The 16833-nt window shown below is 44.9% G+C and carries 11 protein-coding genes, 2 rRNA genes and 3 pseudogenes; 3 read left to right on the top strand and 13 right to left on the bottom strand.

The genetic code is table 11. The features are described from left to right. Positions 1-21: 21 nt before the first annotated feature. From cysD to cysJ, 5 genes and pseudogenes are all read right to left on the bottom strand, one after another. Positions 22-930: a sulfate adenylyltransferase subunit CysD gene (cysD, locus tag GKR74_RS02300; RefSeq protein ID WP_036955774.1), complete on the bottom strand. Its 909-nt coding sequence runs from the start codon at positions 928-930 to the stop codon at positions 22-24. 14 nt (positions 931-944) lie between these two features. Next, entirely contained in the window at positions 945-2357 is a 1413-nt protein-coding gene (cysG, locus tag GKR74_RS02295) for a siroheme synthase CysG (RefSeq protein WP_154602361.1), read from the bottom strand. A 303-nt stretch (positions 2358-2660) separates the two neighbouring features. After that, positions 2661-3395 carry a phosphoadenylyl-sulfate reductase gene (locus GKR74_RS02290; RefSeq protein WP_154602360.1) on the bottom strand — a complete coding sequence of 245 codons (735 nt, stop codon included), beginning with the start codon at positions 3393-3395 and terminating at the stop codon, positions 2661-2663. Then, positions 3377-5137 (bottom strand): annotated as a pseudogene (gene cysI / locus GKR74_RS02285) (assimilatory sulfite reductase (NADPH) hemoprotein subunit). The gene GKR74_RS02290 and the pseudogene cysI overlap by 19 nt, the downstream one beginning before the upstream one ends. Further along, a complete protein-coding gene (gene cysJ / locus GKR74_RS02280) occupies positions 5137-6957 on the bottom strand; it encodes an NADPH-dependent assimilatory sulfite reductase flavoprotein subunit (RefSeq protein WP_154602358.1) in 1821 nt (606 codons plus the stop codon). The pseudogene cysI and the gene cysJ overlap by 1 nt, the downstream one beginning before the upstream one ends. A 265-nt stretch (positions 6958-7222) precedes the next feature. Between cysJ and queD the strand changes: the two genes are divergently transcribed. Beyond that, positions 7223-7588 carry a 6-carboxytetrahydropterin synthase QueD gene (gene queD / locus GKR74_RS02275; RefSeq protein ID WP_154602357.1) on the top strand — a complete coding sequence of 122 codons (366 nt, stop codon included), beginning with the start codon at positions 7223-7225 and terminating at the stop codon, positions 7586-7588. A 53-nt stretch (positions 7589-7641) separates the two neighbouring features. Here queD and queE read toward each other — a convergent pair whose 3' ends face one another. Then, positions 7642-8313, bottom strand: coding sequence for a 7-carboxy-7-deazaguanine synthase QueE (gene queE, locus GKR74_RS02270; RefSeq protein ID WP_154602356.1), 672 nt, complete (start codon positions 8311-8313; stop codon positions 7642-7644). 177 nt (positions 8314-8490) lie between these two features. On the opposite strand from queE, the pseudogene GKR74_RS02265 reads away from it, so the two are divergent. Further along, positions 8491-9894 (top strand): annotated as a pseudogene (locus tag GKR74_RS02265) (amino acid permease). Between the two features lie 11 nt (positions 9895-9905). On the opposite strand, the pseudogene GKR74_RS02260 reads toward GKR74_RS02265, so the two are convergent. The 5 genes and pseudogenes from GKR74_RS02260 to GKR74_RS02240 all read right to left on the bottom strand — a co-directional run bounded on the left by GKR74_RS02260 (position 9906) and on the right by GKR74_RS02240 (position 14442). After that, positions 9906-11150: pseudogene (locus GKR74_RS02260) on the bottom strand (methionine gamma-lyase). 15 nt (positions 11151-11165) lie between these two features. Beyond that, complete coding sequence (locus GKR74_RS02255; RefSeq protein WP_154602353.1) at positions 11166-11558, bottom strand: hypothetical protein; 393 nt, start codon at positions 11556-11558, stop codon at positions 11166-11168. A 13-nt stretch (positions 11559-11571) separates the two neighbouring features. Continuing rightward, complete coding sequence (locus GKR74_RS02250) at positions 11572-12759, bottom strand: NAD(P)/FAD-dependent oxidoreductase (protein ID WP_154602352.1); 1188 nt, start codon at positions 12757-12759, stop codon at positions 11572-11574. A gap of 242 nt (positions 12760-13001) precedes the next feature. Further along, positions 13002-13535 carry a DUF1287 domain-containing protein gene (locus GKR74_RS02245; RefSeq protein WP_195848749.1) on the bottom strand — a complete coding sequence of 178 codons (534 nt, stop codon included), beginning with the start codon at positions 13533-13535 and terminating at the stop codon, positions 13002-13004. A 115-nt stretch (positions 13536-13650) separates the two neighbouring features. Next, positions 13651-14442, bottom strand: coding sequence for an endonuclease/exonuclease/phosphatase family protein (locus tag GKR74_RS02240; RefSeq protein ID WP_181477506.1), 792 nt, complete (start codon positions 14440-14442; stop codon positions 13651-13653). Between the two features lie 287 nt (positions 14443-14729). Between GKR74_RS02240 and GKR74_RS02235 the strand changes: the two genes are divergently transcribed. Continuing rightward, positions 14730-14957 (top strand): hypothetical protein, encoded by a 228-nt coding sequence (locus GKR74_RS02235; RefSeq protein WP_154602350.1) that lies wholly within the window; start codon positions 14730-14732, stop codon positions 14955-14957. A 1-nt stretch (position 14958) separates the two neighbouring features. Here GKR74_RS02235 and rrf read toward each other — a convergent pair. Both rrf and GKR74_RS02225 read right to left on the bottom strand, forming a co-directional pair. Then, a 5S ribosomal RNA gene (gene rrf / locus GKR74_RS02230) occupies positions 14959-15074 on the bottom strand. Positions 15075-15215: 141 nt separating this feature from the next. Then, positions 15216-16833: ribosomal RNA gene (locus GKR74_RS02225) — 23S ribosomal RNA — on the bottom strand; the annotation flags it as partial.

The following is a 16833-nucleotide window of genomic DNA, read 5'->3' as shown; positions in this document are numbered from 1 at the left end:
GTTGCTCTCCTCACCGATTAATTAAAAATAGCCTTGGCGCTTTTTCAGCTCCATAGAGGCGGATTGGTCACTATCAATCAAACGCCCTTGGCGTTCACTGGTGGTGGATAGCAACATCTCTTCGATAATTTCCGGTAGCGTGCTGGCATTCGACGGCACAGCTCCCGTCAATGGCCAGCAGCCTAATGTGCGAAATCGTACTTTTTTCTTGGCAATAACCTCTCCCGCTTTTAGCTCTATGCGCCCATCGTCCACCATGATTAAGGTGCCGTCGCGTTCAATCACAGGGCGTTCATCGGCAAAATAGAGTGGGACAATGTCGATGTTTTCCAAGTAGATATATTGCCAAATATCCAGTTCAGTCCAATTGGATAGCGGGAAAACGCGGATACTTTCCCCTTTATTAATTTGTCCGTTGTAATTGTGCCAAAGCTCCGGTCGTTGGTTTTTCGGATCCCAGCGGTGCGAGCGGTCACGGAATGAATAAATTCGTTCTTTTGCTCGTGATTTTTCTTCATCACGCCGAGCCCCACCGAACGCAGCATCAAAACCATATTTATCTAACGCCTGCTTTAATCCCTCGGTTTTCATGATGTCGGTATGTTTTGCGCTACCATGAACAAACGGGTTGATGCCGAGACGCTCCCCTTCAGGATTTCGGTGGATCAATAATTCAAAACCGTATTTTTTCGCCGTCTCATCACGGAACTGGTACATTTCACGAAATTTCCATCCAGTATCCACATGCAGCAACGGGAAAGGGATCGTGCCAGGATAGAACGCTTTTCGAGCCAAATGCAGCATCACGGATGAGTCCTTACCAATGGAATAGAGCATCACGGGATTCGCAAATTCCGCCGCCACTTCACGAATAATATGAATACTTTCCGCTTCTAATTGCTGTAAGTGGGTTAATTTTTTTTCGTTCACGATTTACTCCTCGATTAAGCCAATTCCAGCACGGCTGAGCGCCATTGGATGGTTTCGGGTTGCTGGCCAAACCACGCCAGCTGTTGATGTAATGCCGCCACTTCACCAATGACGATTAATGCAGGGGCTGGCGCTTGCTGAGCCAATGACTCCAATTCATGCAAAGCCCCCACAATCACTTTTTGATTTTGCCGAGTCCCACAACCAATCACCGCAACGGGGGTATCTCGATGACGGCCATATTGAATAAGCTGCTGGCGAATATTGGCAGCTGTCACGGTGCCCATGTAGATAGCCAGTGTTTGATGACCGCGTGCTAATGCTTGCCAATCCAACTCAGCCCCCTCTTGTCGGCAATGTCCGGTAATAAACGTGATACTCTGCGCGTGTTCTCTGTGGGTCAGCGGGATCCCCGCATAAGCCGCCGCACCAATAGCAGCAGTGATGCCGGGTACGACTTGAAAAGGGATGTTAGCCTCGGCAGCAACTTGCAACTCTTCACCACCACGACCAAAAATAAACGGATCCCCGCCTTTTAAGCGCACCACCTTTTTGCCTTGCTGGGCATAGTTGACGATCAACCGATTGGTTTCCTCTTGGGAAACGCTGTGATTTCCTGCTCGTTTACCCACACAGACTTTGTCTGCATCACGGCGAACAAGGTCAAGGATTTCCGAGCTCACCAAATGGTCATACAGCACCACATCCGCGTTTTGCAGTACTCTCAGCCCTTTAAGTGTTAGCAGCCCCGCATCGCCCGGACCTGCTCCCACTAAGGTCAATTCCCCTTGGTTATCCGGCTTCGCTAGCTGTTGCTCCAGCTGCTTTTCGGCATCATCCAGTTGCCCACTTTCCACCAAAGAGGCAAAACGCCCGCTAAAACTCAGTTCCCAAAAACGTTTACGCTCACTGAGTTTGGTCAAATTCTGCTTAACGCGCTCACGCCAACGCCCTGCAATCTCCGCCATTTTACCCAGCGATGTCGGCAACAAGGTTTCCAGTTTTTCTCGTAATAATTTGGCTAAGACAGGTGCGGTTCCACCCGATGAAATCGCCACCATAATGGGAGAACGATCGATAATCGAAGGCACAATAAAGGAACATAGGGGTTGGTCATCCACCACGTTGACAAAAATATGGCGCTGCTGCGCATCATGAAAAACTTTCTCATTGAGCGCTTGGTCATCCGTGGCAGCAATCACCAAGTAAGCATCATCAAGGTGATAAGCTTGATAAGGCTGCTGCACCCAGTGCAATTGTTTTTGCTGATAAGCTAACTGTAAGCTTTCGCAAAGTTCAGGGGAAATCACCACCAGCGAGGCATGGGCTTTCAATAATAATTCGGCTTTACGTGCCGCAACCACACCGCCGCCAATCAAGACAACTTGTCTTTCTCGCACACTCACAAATAAGGGTAAGTAATCCATATATCGCTTCCATCCAACATTTTAATTATAAGAGCAATGAAATTGACTATATGGCCTGAATTGGTCACTTTGAAATGACAAAAAAGCATGAATAGGAACAGAAAGGCATAAGCTAAATAAAGTGAGGAAAACCCAGTAAATTAAGCCTATCTCTCGCGATTTTGTATAAATAAACAATAAAGGGACACCCTTATTTTAGATAAAGGCATCCCTTTGTTATAAAACAAATAAATTAACTTTCTACTTATTAGTAATGCAAGTAATTAATTATTTAAACGAAGTCTTTAGTTTTCTTAAAAAGCATTAATTTTCATGCAGCCCACATTCTCGCTTTAAGCCAAAGAAACGGGTCTGTTCTTCGCTCATTCCCGGCTCCCACGGACGGCTGGTATGGGTATCCCCTACTGATAAATACCCTTTTTCCCATAATGGATGGTAGGGTAAATTATGTTTGGTCAGATACTGATAAACATCTTTATTATTCCAATCAATCACCGGCAGAATTTTAAAGATCCCGCGCCCAAGACTCAGTACGGGTAACTCAGAACGGCTCGCCGATTGTTCCCGCCTTAATCCTGAAAACCAGCTTTGCGCCTGCAGTTCATGCAGCGCCCTCGCCATCGGCTCCACTTTGTTCAATTGGTTATAACGCTCTATGCCCTCAATCCCTTGAGTCCACAACTGCCCATGAATGGCTTCTTGCCATGCAGGGCTCGTCGCCGCTCGGTACACTTTCAAGTTTAAATTCAGGCGTTCAGTAAGCTGCTCAATAAACTGATACGTTTCGGGAAACAGATAACCCGTATCCGTCAGAATCACAGGAATATTTGGCACCACTTGCGTGACTAAGTGCAGCGCCAAAGCACCTTGGATGCCAAAGCTTGATGACAACACGAATTCAGCAGGAAGATGTTCAACCGCCCACTCAATGCGGGCTAGCGCGGTCATCTCTTCAAGTTGCGTATTGAATTCCGCTAAATAAGCGACTTGAGCCTGTTTATCTAACGGATGAACTTGCGCTAATTGAAGTCGGCTCATACCGCCTCCTTAACCTCGTAAAAATCGATAGCTGAGTTGAGTACCGGCTTCACAACGTTAGCGCGGATCAGGTAATCACCAAAACCTTCATTCGGTTGACGCTCAACTGCCCAGCGACCAATCAGCTCATCCATGATGGCTAAAATTTCTGTGCTGCTGATATTTTCCTTATACATTCGAGGAATACGCGTACCGATGCGGTTTCCACCTAAATGCAAGTTATAACGGTCGAGGGCTTTACCCACCAATCCCACTTCCGCCAGCATCGCGCGACCACAGCCATTTGGGCAGCCCGTAACCCGTAAAACAATATGTTCATCCGCCACATGATGCGCCGCCATGATGTTTTCAACTTGCGTGACGAACTCTGGCAAAAAACGCTCCGCTTCCGCCATCGCTAGCGGACAGGTTGGGAAAGAGACACACGCCATCGAGTTTTCACGCTGGCGCGTCACTTCACCGCTCATCAATCCGTGCTCAATGGCAATTTTCTCTATTGTCTCTTTGTCTTCTTCCGCAATCCCCGCCACAATTAAGTTCTGATTGGCCGTCAGGCGAAAATCCCCTTTATGGATTTTAGCGATTTCGGCGACGCCAGTTTTTAACGGTTTATCCGCTAAGTCGATTAAGCGCCCATTCTCCACAAACAAGGTTAAATGCCAGCGGTTATCAATTCCCTTAAGCCAGCCAATTTGATCGCCACGCTCCGTAAATTGGTAAGGGCGAATAGCCTCAAACTGTACGCCGGCACGTTTTTCCACTTCCGCCTTAAACACCTCAATCCCAACGCGCTCAAGGGTATATTTGGTTTTGGCATTTTTACGATCAGTTCGGTTTCCCCAATCCCGCTGCGTAGTGACAATCGCTTCAGCAATTGCCAAGGTTTTATCTAAGGGAATAAAACCAAATTCACTGGCAAGGCGTGGGAATGTGTTGGTATCGCCGTGGGTCATCGCTAAACCGCCGCCCACCAGCACGTTGAAACCGATCAATTGCCCTTTTTCAGCAATCGCCACAAAGTTCATATCATTGGCATGGAGATCCACATCATTCAATGGCGGGATCACCACTGTGGTTTTAAATTTCCGAGGAAGATAGGTTTGCCCTAAAATCGGTTCTTCATCGGTGGTCACAATCTTTTCTTTATCCAACCAAATCTCAGCATACGCACTGGTGCGAGGTAGCAAATGCTCAGAGATTTTTTTCGCCCATTCATAGGCTTGCTGATGCAGTTCAGACTGCACGGGGTTAGAAGTACACAGTACGTTACGGTTTACGTCATTGGCGGTCGCTAACGCATCCAGCCCCACATGACTGAGCATTTGATGCGCCGGCTTCACATCCCCTTTCAGAATACCGTGAAACTGGAATGTTTGACGGTTGGTGATGCGAATACTGCCATACAGCGTGTGCTCAGAGGCAAATTTATCAATATCGAGCCACTGTTTCGGGGTAATAATCCCCCCCGGTAAGCGGCAACGCAGCATCATGGCATGACGCGGTTCCAGCTTCTGCTCAGCTCGCTCTGCACGAATGTCTCTGTCGTCTTGCTGATACATGCCGTGAAAACGGATCAGCAAGAAGTTGTCTCCGTCAAAACCGCCCGTTAAGCCATTTTTGAGGTCGTCTTTGATAGTGCCTCGTAAATAGTTACTTTGCTGCTTCATCCGCTCGCTGTCAGCGAGCTTCCCTTCAACCACTAAGGCTGGCTGAGGTGCAGCTTTTTGATGTTCATTGCTCATTAATAAACGTCCCTCTGGTAACGGCGCATCACACGCAGCTCACTTAAAAAGTCATCCGCTTGCTCTTCATCCATGTGCCCGTGCTCGCTGATGACATCCAATAATGCTTGTTCCACATCTTTCGCCATCCGATTTGCATCCCCACACACATAAATATGTGCGCCTTGCTGGATCCAGTCCCACACTTCACTACCTTGTTCGCGCAATTTGTCTTGTACATACACTTTTTCAGCCTGATCCCGCGACCACGCTAATGAAATATGGGTCAGTAAACCGTCTTTGACATAACGCTGCCATTCCACTTGATATAAAAAATCGTCAACAAAGTGCGGATTGCCGAAAAACAGCCAGTTTTTACCTTCGCTACCATCGTTATCTCGTTGTTGTAAGAAAGCGCGGAATGGGGCAATACCCGTACCCGGACCAATCATAATCACGGGCGTATTTGAGTCCGCGGGTAAGCGGAAATTATCATTATGTTCAATAAACACCCGCAGTTCGTCACCTTCATTGAGACGATCCGCTAAAAACCCAGAAGCCCCCCCTGTTCTTGGACGACCATCTATTTCATAACGAACAACCCCAACAGTGGCATGCACTTCATCAGCGGCCTCCGCTTGTGAAGAGGAAATGGAGTACAAGCGCGGGGTCAATGGACGCAGTAAATCCACAAATTCTTGCGCACTTGGCTGAGCTGCCGCTTGGCGAACCATATCGACGATCGGCGTGGTTTGCGCATATTGCATAATGGCGGGCTTATCGCTGATCAAACCTAATAAATTGTCATCTTTAGATAGCTGCGCATACTTTTCGACGATCAAATGGGTGTTTTGGGTTAGTTCTAATTGGTAAGTTAACGCATCACGCAGCGAATGGCGCTGTTGACCAATAAATACGTCCTCATCCCCCTGTAGCCATAGCAGGCTAATCAGCTCATCCACTAACGCGGGGTCATTATCAAACCACACGCCCAGCGCATCACCTGGCTGATAGCGTAGACCGGAATCCCCCAAGTCAATCTCAATATGGCGCACATCTTTGTCGGAACCACGGCCTGTTATCTTTTGATTACTCAATAGCGAGGCGGTTAATGGCGCTGTTTTACTGTAAGGGGAAGAATCGAGCTGATTCACACTGCCTGATTGAGTGTTGATGAGCTGGCTATCCGTTTGAGCGGGAACTCGCGCTTTTAAAATCTGCGTCAAAGAGCTTACCCACTCGTCTGCCAATGCTTGGTATTCAACATCCGCATCGACCCGAGGAAGCAACGCACTCGCCCCCAGTTTCGCAAACTGGCTATCGAAATCTTTTCCTGCTTGGCAAAAATGCTCATAAGAAGAATCGCCAAGCGCAAAAACCGCATAATGGGCGGTTGAGAGATCAGGCGCTTTCTTCGAATTCAAATATTTATGTAATGCAACGGCCTCTTCGGCTGGCTCCCCTTCACCTTGGGTGGATGCCACGACGATCACCACCTTCTCTTGGTTAATCTGCTTAAACTTGTAATCGCCAGCATTGACTAAATTGGCACTGATTTTTTCACTCAGTAGTTTTTCTCGAATCTGCTCAGCTAAACGGCGGGCATTACCCGTTTGGGAGGCTGAAATAATGGTCACGGTTTCTTGAGGCGCATTGCTTGCAGATGAATGGCTTGCAGCCACAGGCTCGCTCAGCGTACTGTTTTGATTTACCATGCCCCACAAATAGCCAGATAGCCAAGCCAATTGATGGGATGAATAATCCCCCACTGCGGTTTGTAAGCGCCCTAATTGCTCCGTCGAAATCGGTAATGCTGATAATGGAGGTTGCTTGTTTTGCATTATTTTGTCACTCCAACGTGATCCATCATTGAATAGTCAATAAAACGTTATTTATGCCATTCTCTATCCCAAATGAAGATAAAGGTTATAACAGCCATAACTAGGAAGATAAGAAACTATAGCCATAACTAATAGCTAAAAATCCTAAAGAAAATATTCGATGATGAATATCGAATAAAAAGATTAGCCAGAAATCGATAAATAACGACATTTTGAGTAAAAATAACAGTAGAATACGCTACTAAACATTAGTAAGGAGAAATTTATGAGCACAACCATCTACAAAGATTTTCACTTTGAAGCAGCCCACCGCCTTCCTCATGTCCCTGAGGGGCATAAATGTGGTCGCCTGCATGGGCACTCTTTCATGGTGCGCTTAGAAATCACGGGTGAAATTGATGCGCATACGGGATGGATCATAGATTTTGCTGATGTGAAAAGCGCCTTTAAACCTATCTATGAGCGTCTAGACCATCACTATTTAAATGAAATTGAAGGGTTAGAAAACCCAACCAGTGAAGTACTTGCTCGCTGGATTTGGCAGCAAACCAAGCCACTATTACCACTATTAAGCGCCATTACGGTTAAAGAAACCTGCAATGCAGGCTGTGTGTATCGCGGAGAAGCCTAAGCCAAAGAGATGCTGAGCTGTAAGTTATCACCTACAGCTCAAAGACATAGTGATTACTGAATATTCAGATATTTATGGGTTTGAATGGATAGCCGCCAGTTGCGTTGAATGCAGGTATCGATACATAGCTTCGTCGCCGACACTTTTTGGCTAATAGGCTGAAGCGCCACAATCGGTGGCTCACCCTGAGTTCGCAAAGATAATAGCAGGTCAAGGGCTTCAATATCCTTTTCACGCGCCACAGGATGCTTGATTTCATTGGCACGATTAATCGCTTGTTCGAGCACTTGTAATCCACCTTTCATCCCCACTTTCGGCGAGACAGTGACCCAAGTATTTTCGGTGCAGATGATTGGGTAAGTGCCGCTGGTTTCTATCTGACATTGAAACCCATTCGCTTCAAGGGATTGTGTTAAGGCAGTTAAATCATAAATGCACGGCTCGCCACCCGTTATCACAATGTGTTTTGCGGTATAGCCGTTTTGTTGCATCAGTTGGATTAGGCTTTCGGCATCGGACATTACCCATAAATCACTGTCTTGTGTTTTTAATGCAATATCACCCAATGTGGATTCCTTCGCGGGCTCTTTGTCCCAGGTCTGTTTGGTATCGCACCAACTACAGCCAACTGGACAGCCTTGCAAACGAATAAAAACAGCAGGGACGCCAGTAAAAACACCTTCCCCCTGTAAAGTTTGGAAGATTTCATTAATTGGGTATTTCATATTGCTCCTAGAAGATTCCATTTGGCGCATATTATATTGCAGATATCTATCTCGCGGGCAATGCACTTTGTGATAATGTAGTCACCCTGCGTTCAGGAAAGTACGTCAACTCAAACAACGAAACCGAAACAATATTCGGTACAATATTTCGAAATAAAGTCAATGACAGGAAAAGACATGCAAAGTAGTGAACAAAATCAACTCAGAAAGGGGCTGAGTGTCCGGCACATTCGCTTTATGGCCTTAGGGTCAGCGATTGGTACTGGGCTATTCTACGGTTCTGCGTCTGCGATTCAGGCTGCAGGTCCCGCGGTGTTACTTGCCTATATGTTAGGTGGTGCCGCCGTATTTATGGTGATGCGCGCCCTCGGCGAAATGGCAGTTCATCATCCAGTCCCAGGTTCATTCTCTCACTACGCAAGCCATTATATGGGGCCTCTAGCGGGCTTTTTAACAGGCTGGAACTATGTATTTGAAATGCTGGTGGTCTGTTTAGCCGATATTACAGCCTTCGGGATGTACATGGGGTTCTGGTTCCCACATGTCGACCAATGGGTCTGGGTTTTGAGTATTGTGCTATTTATTAGCGCCCTCAATCTTTGCCACGTTAAGATTTTCGGTGAGATGGAATTCTGGCTATCGATTATTAAAGTTAGCGCCATTATTGCCATGATTGTCGGTGGTGCCTTCTTGATGATCTACGGTTTTGGTCAAGAAACTAGCCATCAAGTGGGTATCCAAAACTTGTGGGAGCATGGCGGCTTTATGCCAAATGGCATTGAAGGGGTAATTGCCTCTCTCGCAATCGTTATGTTTGCTTTTGGTGGTATTGAGGTGATTGGTATCACGGCAAGTGAAGCGCAAAACCCTGAAAAAACTATTCCGAAAGCTATCAATGCTGTACCTATCCGTATTCTATTATTCTATGGATTAACGCTGTTTATCCTGATGTGTATCTATCCATGGAACCAAATCGGTCAAAACGGTAGCCCGTTTGTCCAAATCTTCGATAGCTTAGGAATTCAATCTGCAGCAAATATCTTGAATATCGTGGTGATCACCGCAGCAATTTCCGCTATCAACAGTGATATTTTTGGTGCAGGCCGCATGATGTATGGCATGGCTCAAGATGGACAGGCCCCTAAGGTCTTTACCAAACTGACCAAAAGCGGTGTTCCATGGGTGACAGTGCTGGTGATGTCCGTTGTGATGTTATTAGGGGTTTACCTGAACTACCTGTTACCAGAAAAAATCTTTGTGATCATCGCGTCAATTGCGACCTTCGCGACGGTGTGGGTCTGGTTAATGATCTTACTGTCTCAAGTAGCCATGCGCCGTAAAATGAGCCAAGAAGAAGTCAAAAAACTGAAATTCCCTGTGCCTTTCTGGCCTGTAGGCCCAGCAATCACCATCGCATTTATGGTGTTTGTTATCGCCTTATTGGGCTTCTTTAAAGATACACAAGTGGCGCTGATTGTAGGCTTTGTGTGGGTGGCTTTACTCAGTATCACCTTCTTTGCAATGCGTTATTACCAAAAACGCTGATCCCTTTTCATTAAGAGGTCAATAAAACAGCCCTAGGTCGAGCAGATCTAGGGCTGTTTTTTAATGTTTTTCGATTCTATGGAACCGCTAGCGCATCAACATCATGCTGATGCAAGCGCTTGTTCGATATCCGCAATCAGCTCATCCACATTTTCTAAACCAATCGATAGTCGAATCAGCCCATCACTAATACCATATTGTAGCCTTTCTTCCCGTGTATAGGTTGAATGAGTCATACTAGCAGGATGCTGTGCCAACGACTCGCAATCTCCCAAACTCACCGCTCTAGAGAACAGCGCTAAATGGTTTAAGAACTGCTTACCAGCTTCAAGTCCCCCTTTTAGCTCAAATGCAATCATGCCTCCGGCTAATTTCATCTGCTTTTGGGCTAACTGGTACTGCTCAAAACTCGGTAACCCTGGGTACATAATGGTAGCGACTTTTGGGTTCACTTCTAAATATTCCGCAATTTTCTGTGTGCTCTGGACTATCCTATCCATACGAACAGACAAGGTTTTCATCCCTCGAATAATTAGGTTAGCATCATGAGGAGATAAACATGCTCCCGTCATATCTTTCAAACCAACTAATCGAATGAGTTTTGCACACTCTGCCGTTGTGGCTACCGCTCCTCCCATAGCATCCCCATGACCATTCATGTACTTGGTCAAAGAATGCAGCACAATATCCGCCCCCAGCGTTAGTGGTTTTTGAATATACGGCGTGCAGTAGGTGTTATCGACCGCCACTAAGATATTATGTCGATGCGCAATTTCACTCACTGCAGCAATATCCACCAAACGCATGTTCGGGTTAGCGGGTGACTCAAAAAATATCATGCGCGTTTTTTCCGTAATAGCTTTCGCGACATTCTCTGGATCACTCATATCAATGTGCTTAACTTTCACACCAAATCTAGCCAACCCATGATGAAAAAAGGCATAAGTACAACCATAAACCGTTAAGTCCACTAACAGTTCATCACCCGGATTTAATAATGTCCAAAATGTTGCTGTGATTGCGCCCATACCTGACGAGAACACAATTGCTGCCTCCCCTTCTTCAAGGGAAGCAATTCTATTTTCCAATAGATTTAATGTTGGGTTATTAATTCGGGTATAAATATAGCCATCTTTTTCACCACTAAAACAGGCAGCTCCCTCTTCGACACTTTTAAATACATAAGTCGATGTTTGATAAATTGGCGATGCCAGTGAACCTAAATGATCTTGTGCATTATAGTGACTATGAATTGCCCGTGTTTCGAAAGAATGCTTTATATCTAAACTCATACCACCTCCGAAAAATTACCCTCCTTGGGATTGAGATAATCGAGAACCGACAATTTGCATTGTTCGCAAAAGTGTCGTAATTCCACGCAATGTATTTGGATCTTTTAATAATCCATACACTGAGCGAAAGTTAGGATTTTTACTATCATGTATTCCTTCCATTTTTGCCATATTGTAGGCAGTACCTAATTCCCATACAGGCACTAAAGTATCTTCAAAAGAATTTGATAATCGCTCTACCGTACTGTTATCTAATATATCGACAAGATCGGATACTAGTGAAAGTAGATCCACAATATTGTCTAGGCGATTTAACTGTAATAACGGTGCTAATTTTTCAGCAAGATGATTACCGGATTCTGAGCTTAATAATTCAACCAGTTTGCTTTGACTTTCATTATTCGACATTTTTAATTCCTTATTAAACTAAGCCACGGATTGCTGCCCAATAAATACCTCTATTGAAGCCATTTCTTAGTAATCCACCGAGTTTCGTTGGCGGAGTCGGAATAACATCGTGCTTGTAATCATATTGCAGAGGCATACCCGCCGTTAATCCCATTTGAGCAACAGCTTGCACTCGACCATCATAAATAGCCGCTGGATAGCCATAAATCAACTCGCCACAAATATTATCAGCGATAATTGCAGCTTGGTTATGGCAGCTACCGCCGGCTTTACTAATTGGTAAATCAACCGTGTCACCAATTACATAAACGCCTTCAACACCATAGACTTGCATAGTTTCATGATCGGTCGGTAACCAACCTTCACCATTATTGTGTTCACTTAACCCTGTATTCACGACCGCCTCTACCGCAGTAATTGGTGGCGTGCTAATTAATAAATCGAAAGGCTGTTCATCCCCTTCTTTGGAATAAGCTAGTTTCTTATCTGGGTCGACTTTACTTAAAGTGAATCCTCGCTGAGCTTTAATATCTCTAGTAACAAATACTTCTGGAATAACTTCACAAACTGGCTGTTGCATGAATAAACAGTTACGCAGTAATTGTGCAACCGTTGGGTAGGTATAAACAATTTCAATATTATCTCTAACCCGACGTTTACGTAAAAATTCATCAATCATGAGTGTTGTTTCCATCGGTGCTATACCACACTGATGGGGAACATTTGGTGTTTCAGGAAATGAAACGGTAATAAAAATACGACCTTTTTCAATCTTAGATAATTGATCGGCTAATTTACGCGAGGCATCATAGGCATAAAAATGGTTACCCATTTCCTTTAATCCTTCAATGCGTTCAGGTCTTGGAATACACCCAGTTGCAACAACTAAATAGTCATAGTGATATTTTTTATTATTTCTTGAGTGTAATTCTTTATTTTTAAAATCAAAAGAATCAACTTTATCAATGACTAATTCAATTTCTGGTCTTAATAATTCACGCTCAGGTCGGCTTAATTCTTCTTTAAAGAACATATTAAAAGCCACATACATAAATGCAGGTTTATAATAATGTATCGGATTATCTGTTATTAACGTTATTTTTATTTTTTTAGAAAAAATGTCTTTATTCAGTTTTCTAGCCAAAATATTAGCTAACATGGTACCGCCAGTACCACCACCCACAATAACTATATTTTTCATGATTTAAAATCCTTAAGAAATAAAACAACTCGATAAATAAAACCTGCTCATCGCCGTGCTTTACACTTAGTAAATATAGTTTAATGCCAATAACAACCAATACAATAAATTGCATATAATTCGAAAATTAACAAAAAAAACTAATCACTTTGAGATATTAAAGTACTTTCTCCGGTAAAAGAAAAGTCATGCACTCATAAATAAAAAAATAAACTTCATTACAACTCATTGAAATAATAATATTAATATGAATAATGCCCAACTATCTTCCATTTAAACAAGATGTCCTCGGCGACTTGCCCATATCCAATATTATGCATCACTAAGTAATATTGATTATTCGACGCTTTGATGGATGTCACAATTCCTATATGTGGACGACCATTATCTAAACGCCATGAAACGATATCGCCGGGCAAATAATCCTCCCCTTTTAACGTAATAGGTTTAACCGTGCCTTTTCGAGCAAAAAAGGTTTCTAAATTAGGTACTCGCCGATGATCAATGTTGGTATCAGGCTTACGAAGCCCCCACATTTTTTGGCTTGGATACTGGCTAAAATTTTTCTTTATATCTTCATGAAGCTGTTTTTGAAGATCAATACCCAGCTTACGATAACTGCGGATCACAACATCAGAACAGACACCATAATGGCTGGGAACATCCCCATTGGGGTAATCTATCTGGCGATAAGATGAATAATAAACAACAAGGCGAGGTAACTGTTCAGCCTGTTTTGCCAATTCAAGGTTATTTTTTCCTAATGCATAGGACATGCAAAATAGTAAAGCGATGGGTAATAATCGTTTCAAGGTATGGTCCCCGCAAAATAGAGAATCAAATCTACAATAATTACAGGGATAAATAAGGTGGGATAATCTTAAAAAGGCATTACTTAGTTAATTTAAATTGGGTAATAATAGGGTTATGATCTGACGCATCCGTCTGTAATATGTGGCTTTCTTTCAGTTTTAAGCCGCGGTAAAACATAAAGTCTAATGGACGACCAAACGCTTTTGTCCGTAAATCTGAATCGTAGAGAACTTCCTTCAAGCCAACGGAACGAATAAAGCGTTTTAATGCATTTACTCGCTGACGGCTCCATGCATTAAAGTCCCCAGCGAGAATAACGGGACCAACATGTTTGCTAATGTGAGAACCTAATTTACTCAATTGCTTCGTATACACATCAACCCCAAAACTAAAGTTGATTGCGTGTACGTTCGCTACCATTAAATGCTTACCATTAGGCAATGGATAAACTGTGATCAACGCCGATTTCGCTAAACGTAATAACGGTTCTTTTTCTCGTAATGGGCAACAATAAATAGGGTGAGCGGTCGCGAGTGTCATTACCCCTGATGGATGAGGGGAAAAAGGTAAGGCAGGGACTTGGTCTGCTATCAACTGATGTGAAGCAGCAAAAGAAACCAATTCTGGTGACATTTGTGCTTCTTGGAGCAATAACAGTTTTTTTTCTTTAACGAGCTCTGCTAACGTAGATTTCCAATTTGGTCGCTGCTGCTTATAAATATTCCACGTAACAACATCCAACGTTTCACCCGCAGGAAACAGAGGAAGACCAATAGGAAGAGAATCTCCCAGCATATGGATTGGCATAGGCTGAATACGTTTTGCAGGCTCGCCTGCAATGTACCGAACAGAATAGGTTCTTTTAGCCACGTACCGGATTCCCTACGAAATTGATAACAACAATATTGTTGTCGACTATGCTAGTTTAGCATTGGTTTGACTGACTCAAGTGCAGTATATCAAATATCTTGCAGGTTATCTTACGGAACTTATTATTCCTTTTTGTGACTTTTCCAGGTTAGCCCAACTATCTTCGTCAAATTACCTGCCATCCGCCATGATAAACTTGCAAGATAATGGCTTAACAAAGAAAAAACATACACGTAATAGAGGCATTCTTTACTACTTGATTAGGATATAAGGCGGGTAAGGTTAATATGGCGGTCGGTTTTCAACTCAATATGCAGGGCAATTTTATTGCTGATAGTAAAAACACCGTTTATGGGTTGGGAAGCAAAGCGATATTAGGCGCTTTTAGGCAGTTAGTGAGTAGAGGCATCACCGACGTTGTGAATGGTAAAACAGTTAGTGGTATACCTTTCTGTGATTTCCAGTACCCCAAACGCAAAAAAGCCACCCAATGGGTGGCTTCTCGGCTAATTTAATGTCTGGCAGTTCCCTACTCTCACATGGGGAGACCCCACACTACCATCGGCGCTACGGCGTTTCACTACTGAGTTCGGCATGGGGTCAGGTGGGACCACCGCGCTATTGCCGCCAGACAAATTCTGTTTATTCCCGTTTAGCCTTTAATCACTAAACCAGAATATCAATCCTGAACAAGCTGTTGTGTCCACCTTTCGGCGTCCCACTTCATTGAATCAACTTTAATCTCTCAATCTCGAAAACACCTTCGGTGTTGTCAGGTTAAGCCTCACGGTTCATTAGTATTGGTTAGCTCAACGTATCGCTACGCTTACACACCCAACCTATCAACGTCTTAGTCTTAAACGTTCCTTTAGGACCCTTAAAGAGTCAGGGAAGACTCATCTCAAGGCAAGTTTCCCGCTTAGATGCTTTCAGCGGTTATCTCTTCCGCACTTAGCTACCGGGCAATGCCATTGGCATGACAACCCGAACACCAGTGGTGCGTCCACTCCGGTCCTCTCGTACTAGGAGCAGCCCCTTTCAATCTTCCAACGCCCACGGCAGATAGGGACCGAACTGTCTCACGACGTTCTAAACCCAGCTCGCGTACCACTTTAAACGGCGAACAGCCGTACCCTTGGGACCTACTTCAGCCCCAGGATGTGATGAGCCGACATCGAGGTGCCAAACACCGCCGTCGATATGAACTCTTGGGCGGTATCAGCCTGTTATCCCCGGAGTACCTTTTATCCGTTGAGCGATGGCCCTTCCATACAGAACCACCGGATCACTAAGACCTACTTTCGTACCTGCTCGAGCCGTCACTCTCGCAGTCAAGCTGGCTTATGCCTTTGCACTAACCGCATGATGTCCGACCATGCTTAGCCAACCTTCGTGCTCCTCCGTTACTCTTTGGGAGGAGACCGCCCCAGTCAAACTACCCACCAGACACTGTCCGCACCCCAGATAATGGGGCTACGTTAGAACATCAAACATTAAAGGGTGGTATTTCAAGGTTGGCTCCACGCAGACTGGCGTCCACGCTTCAAAGCCTCCCACCTATCCTACACATCAAGGCTCAATGTTCAGTGTCAAGCTATAGTAAAGGTTCACGGGGTCTTTCCGTCTTGCCGCGGGTACACTGCATCTTCACAGCGAGTTCAATTTCACTGAGTCTCGGGTGGAGACAGCCTGGCCATCATTACGCCATTCGTGCAGGTCGGAACTTACCCGACAAGGAATTTCGCTACCTTAGGACCGTTATAGTTACGGCCGCCGTTTACTGGGGCTTCGATCAAGAGCTTCTCCTTACGGATAACCCCATCAATTAACCTTCCAGCACCGGGCAGGCGTCACACCGTATACGTCCACTTTCGTGTTTGCACAGTGCTGTGTTTTTAATAAACAGTTGCAGCCAGCTGGTATCTGCGACTGGCTTCAGCTCCATGGGTAAACCACTTCACCTAATGCCAGCGTGCCTTCTCCCGAAGTTACGGCACCATTTTGCCTAGTTCCTTCACCCGAGTTCTCTCAAGCGCCTGAGTATTCTCTACCTGACCACCTGTGTCGGTTTGGGGTACGATTAATGATAATCTAGAGCTTAGAGGCTTTTCCTGGAAGCGGGGTATAAGCTACTTCGCCACCGTAGTGACTCGTCATCAGACCTCAGCATATAGTGAACCGGATTTGCCTAATTCACCTGCCTACATCCTTAAACCGGGACAACCGTCGCCCGGCCAGCCTAACCTTCTCCGTCCCCCCATCGCAATTATCACCAGTACGGGAATATTAACCCGTTTCCCATCGACTACGCATTTCTGCCTCGCCTTAGGGGTCGACTCACCCTGCCCCGATTAACGTTGGACAGGAACCCTTGGTCTTCCGGCGTGCGGG

It is taken from the genome of Providencia sp. wls1914, assembly GCF_009706645.1.
Lineage (GTDB): Bacteria > Pseudomonadota > Gammaproteobacteria > Enterobacterales > Enterobacteriaceae > Providencia > Providencia zhijiangensis.
This window is presented reverse-complemented; position numbering and strand designations above follow the sequence as displayed.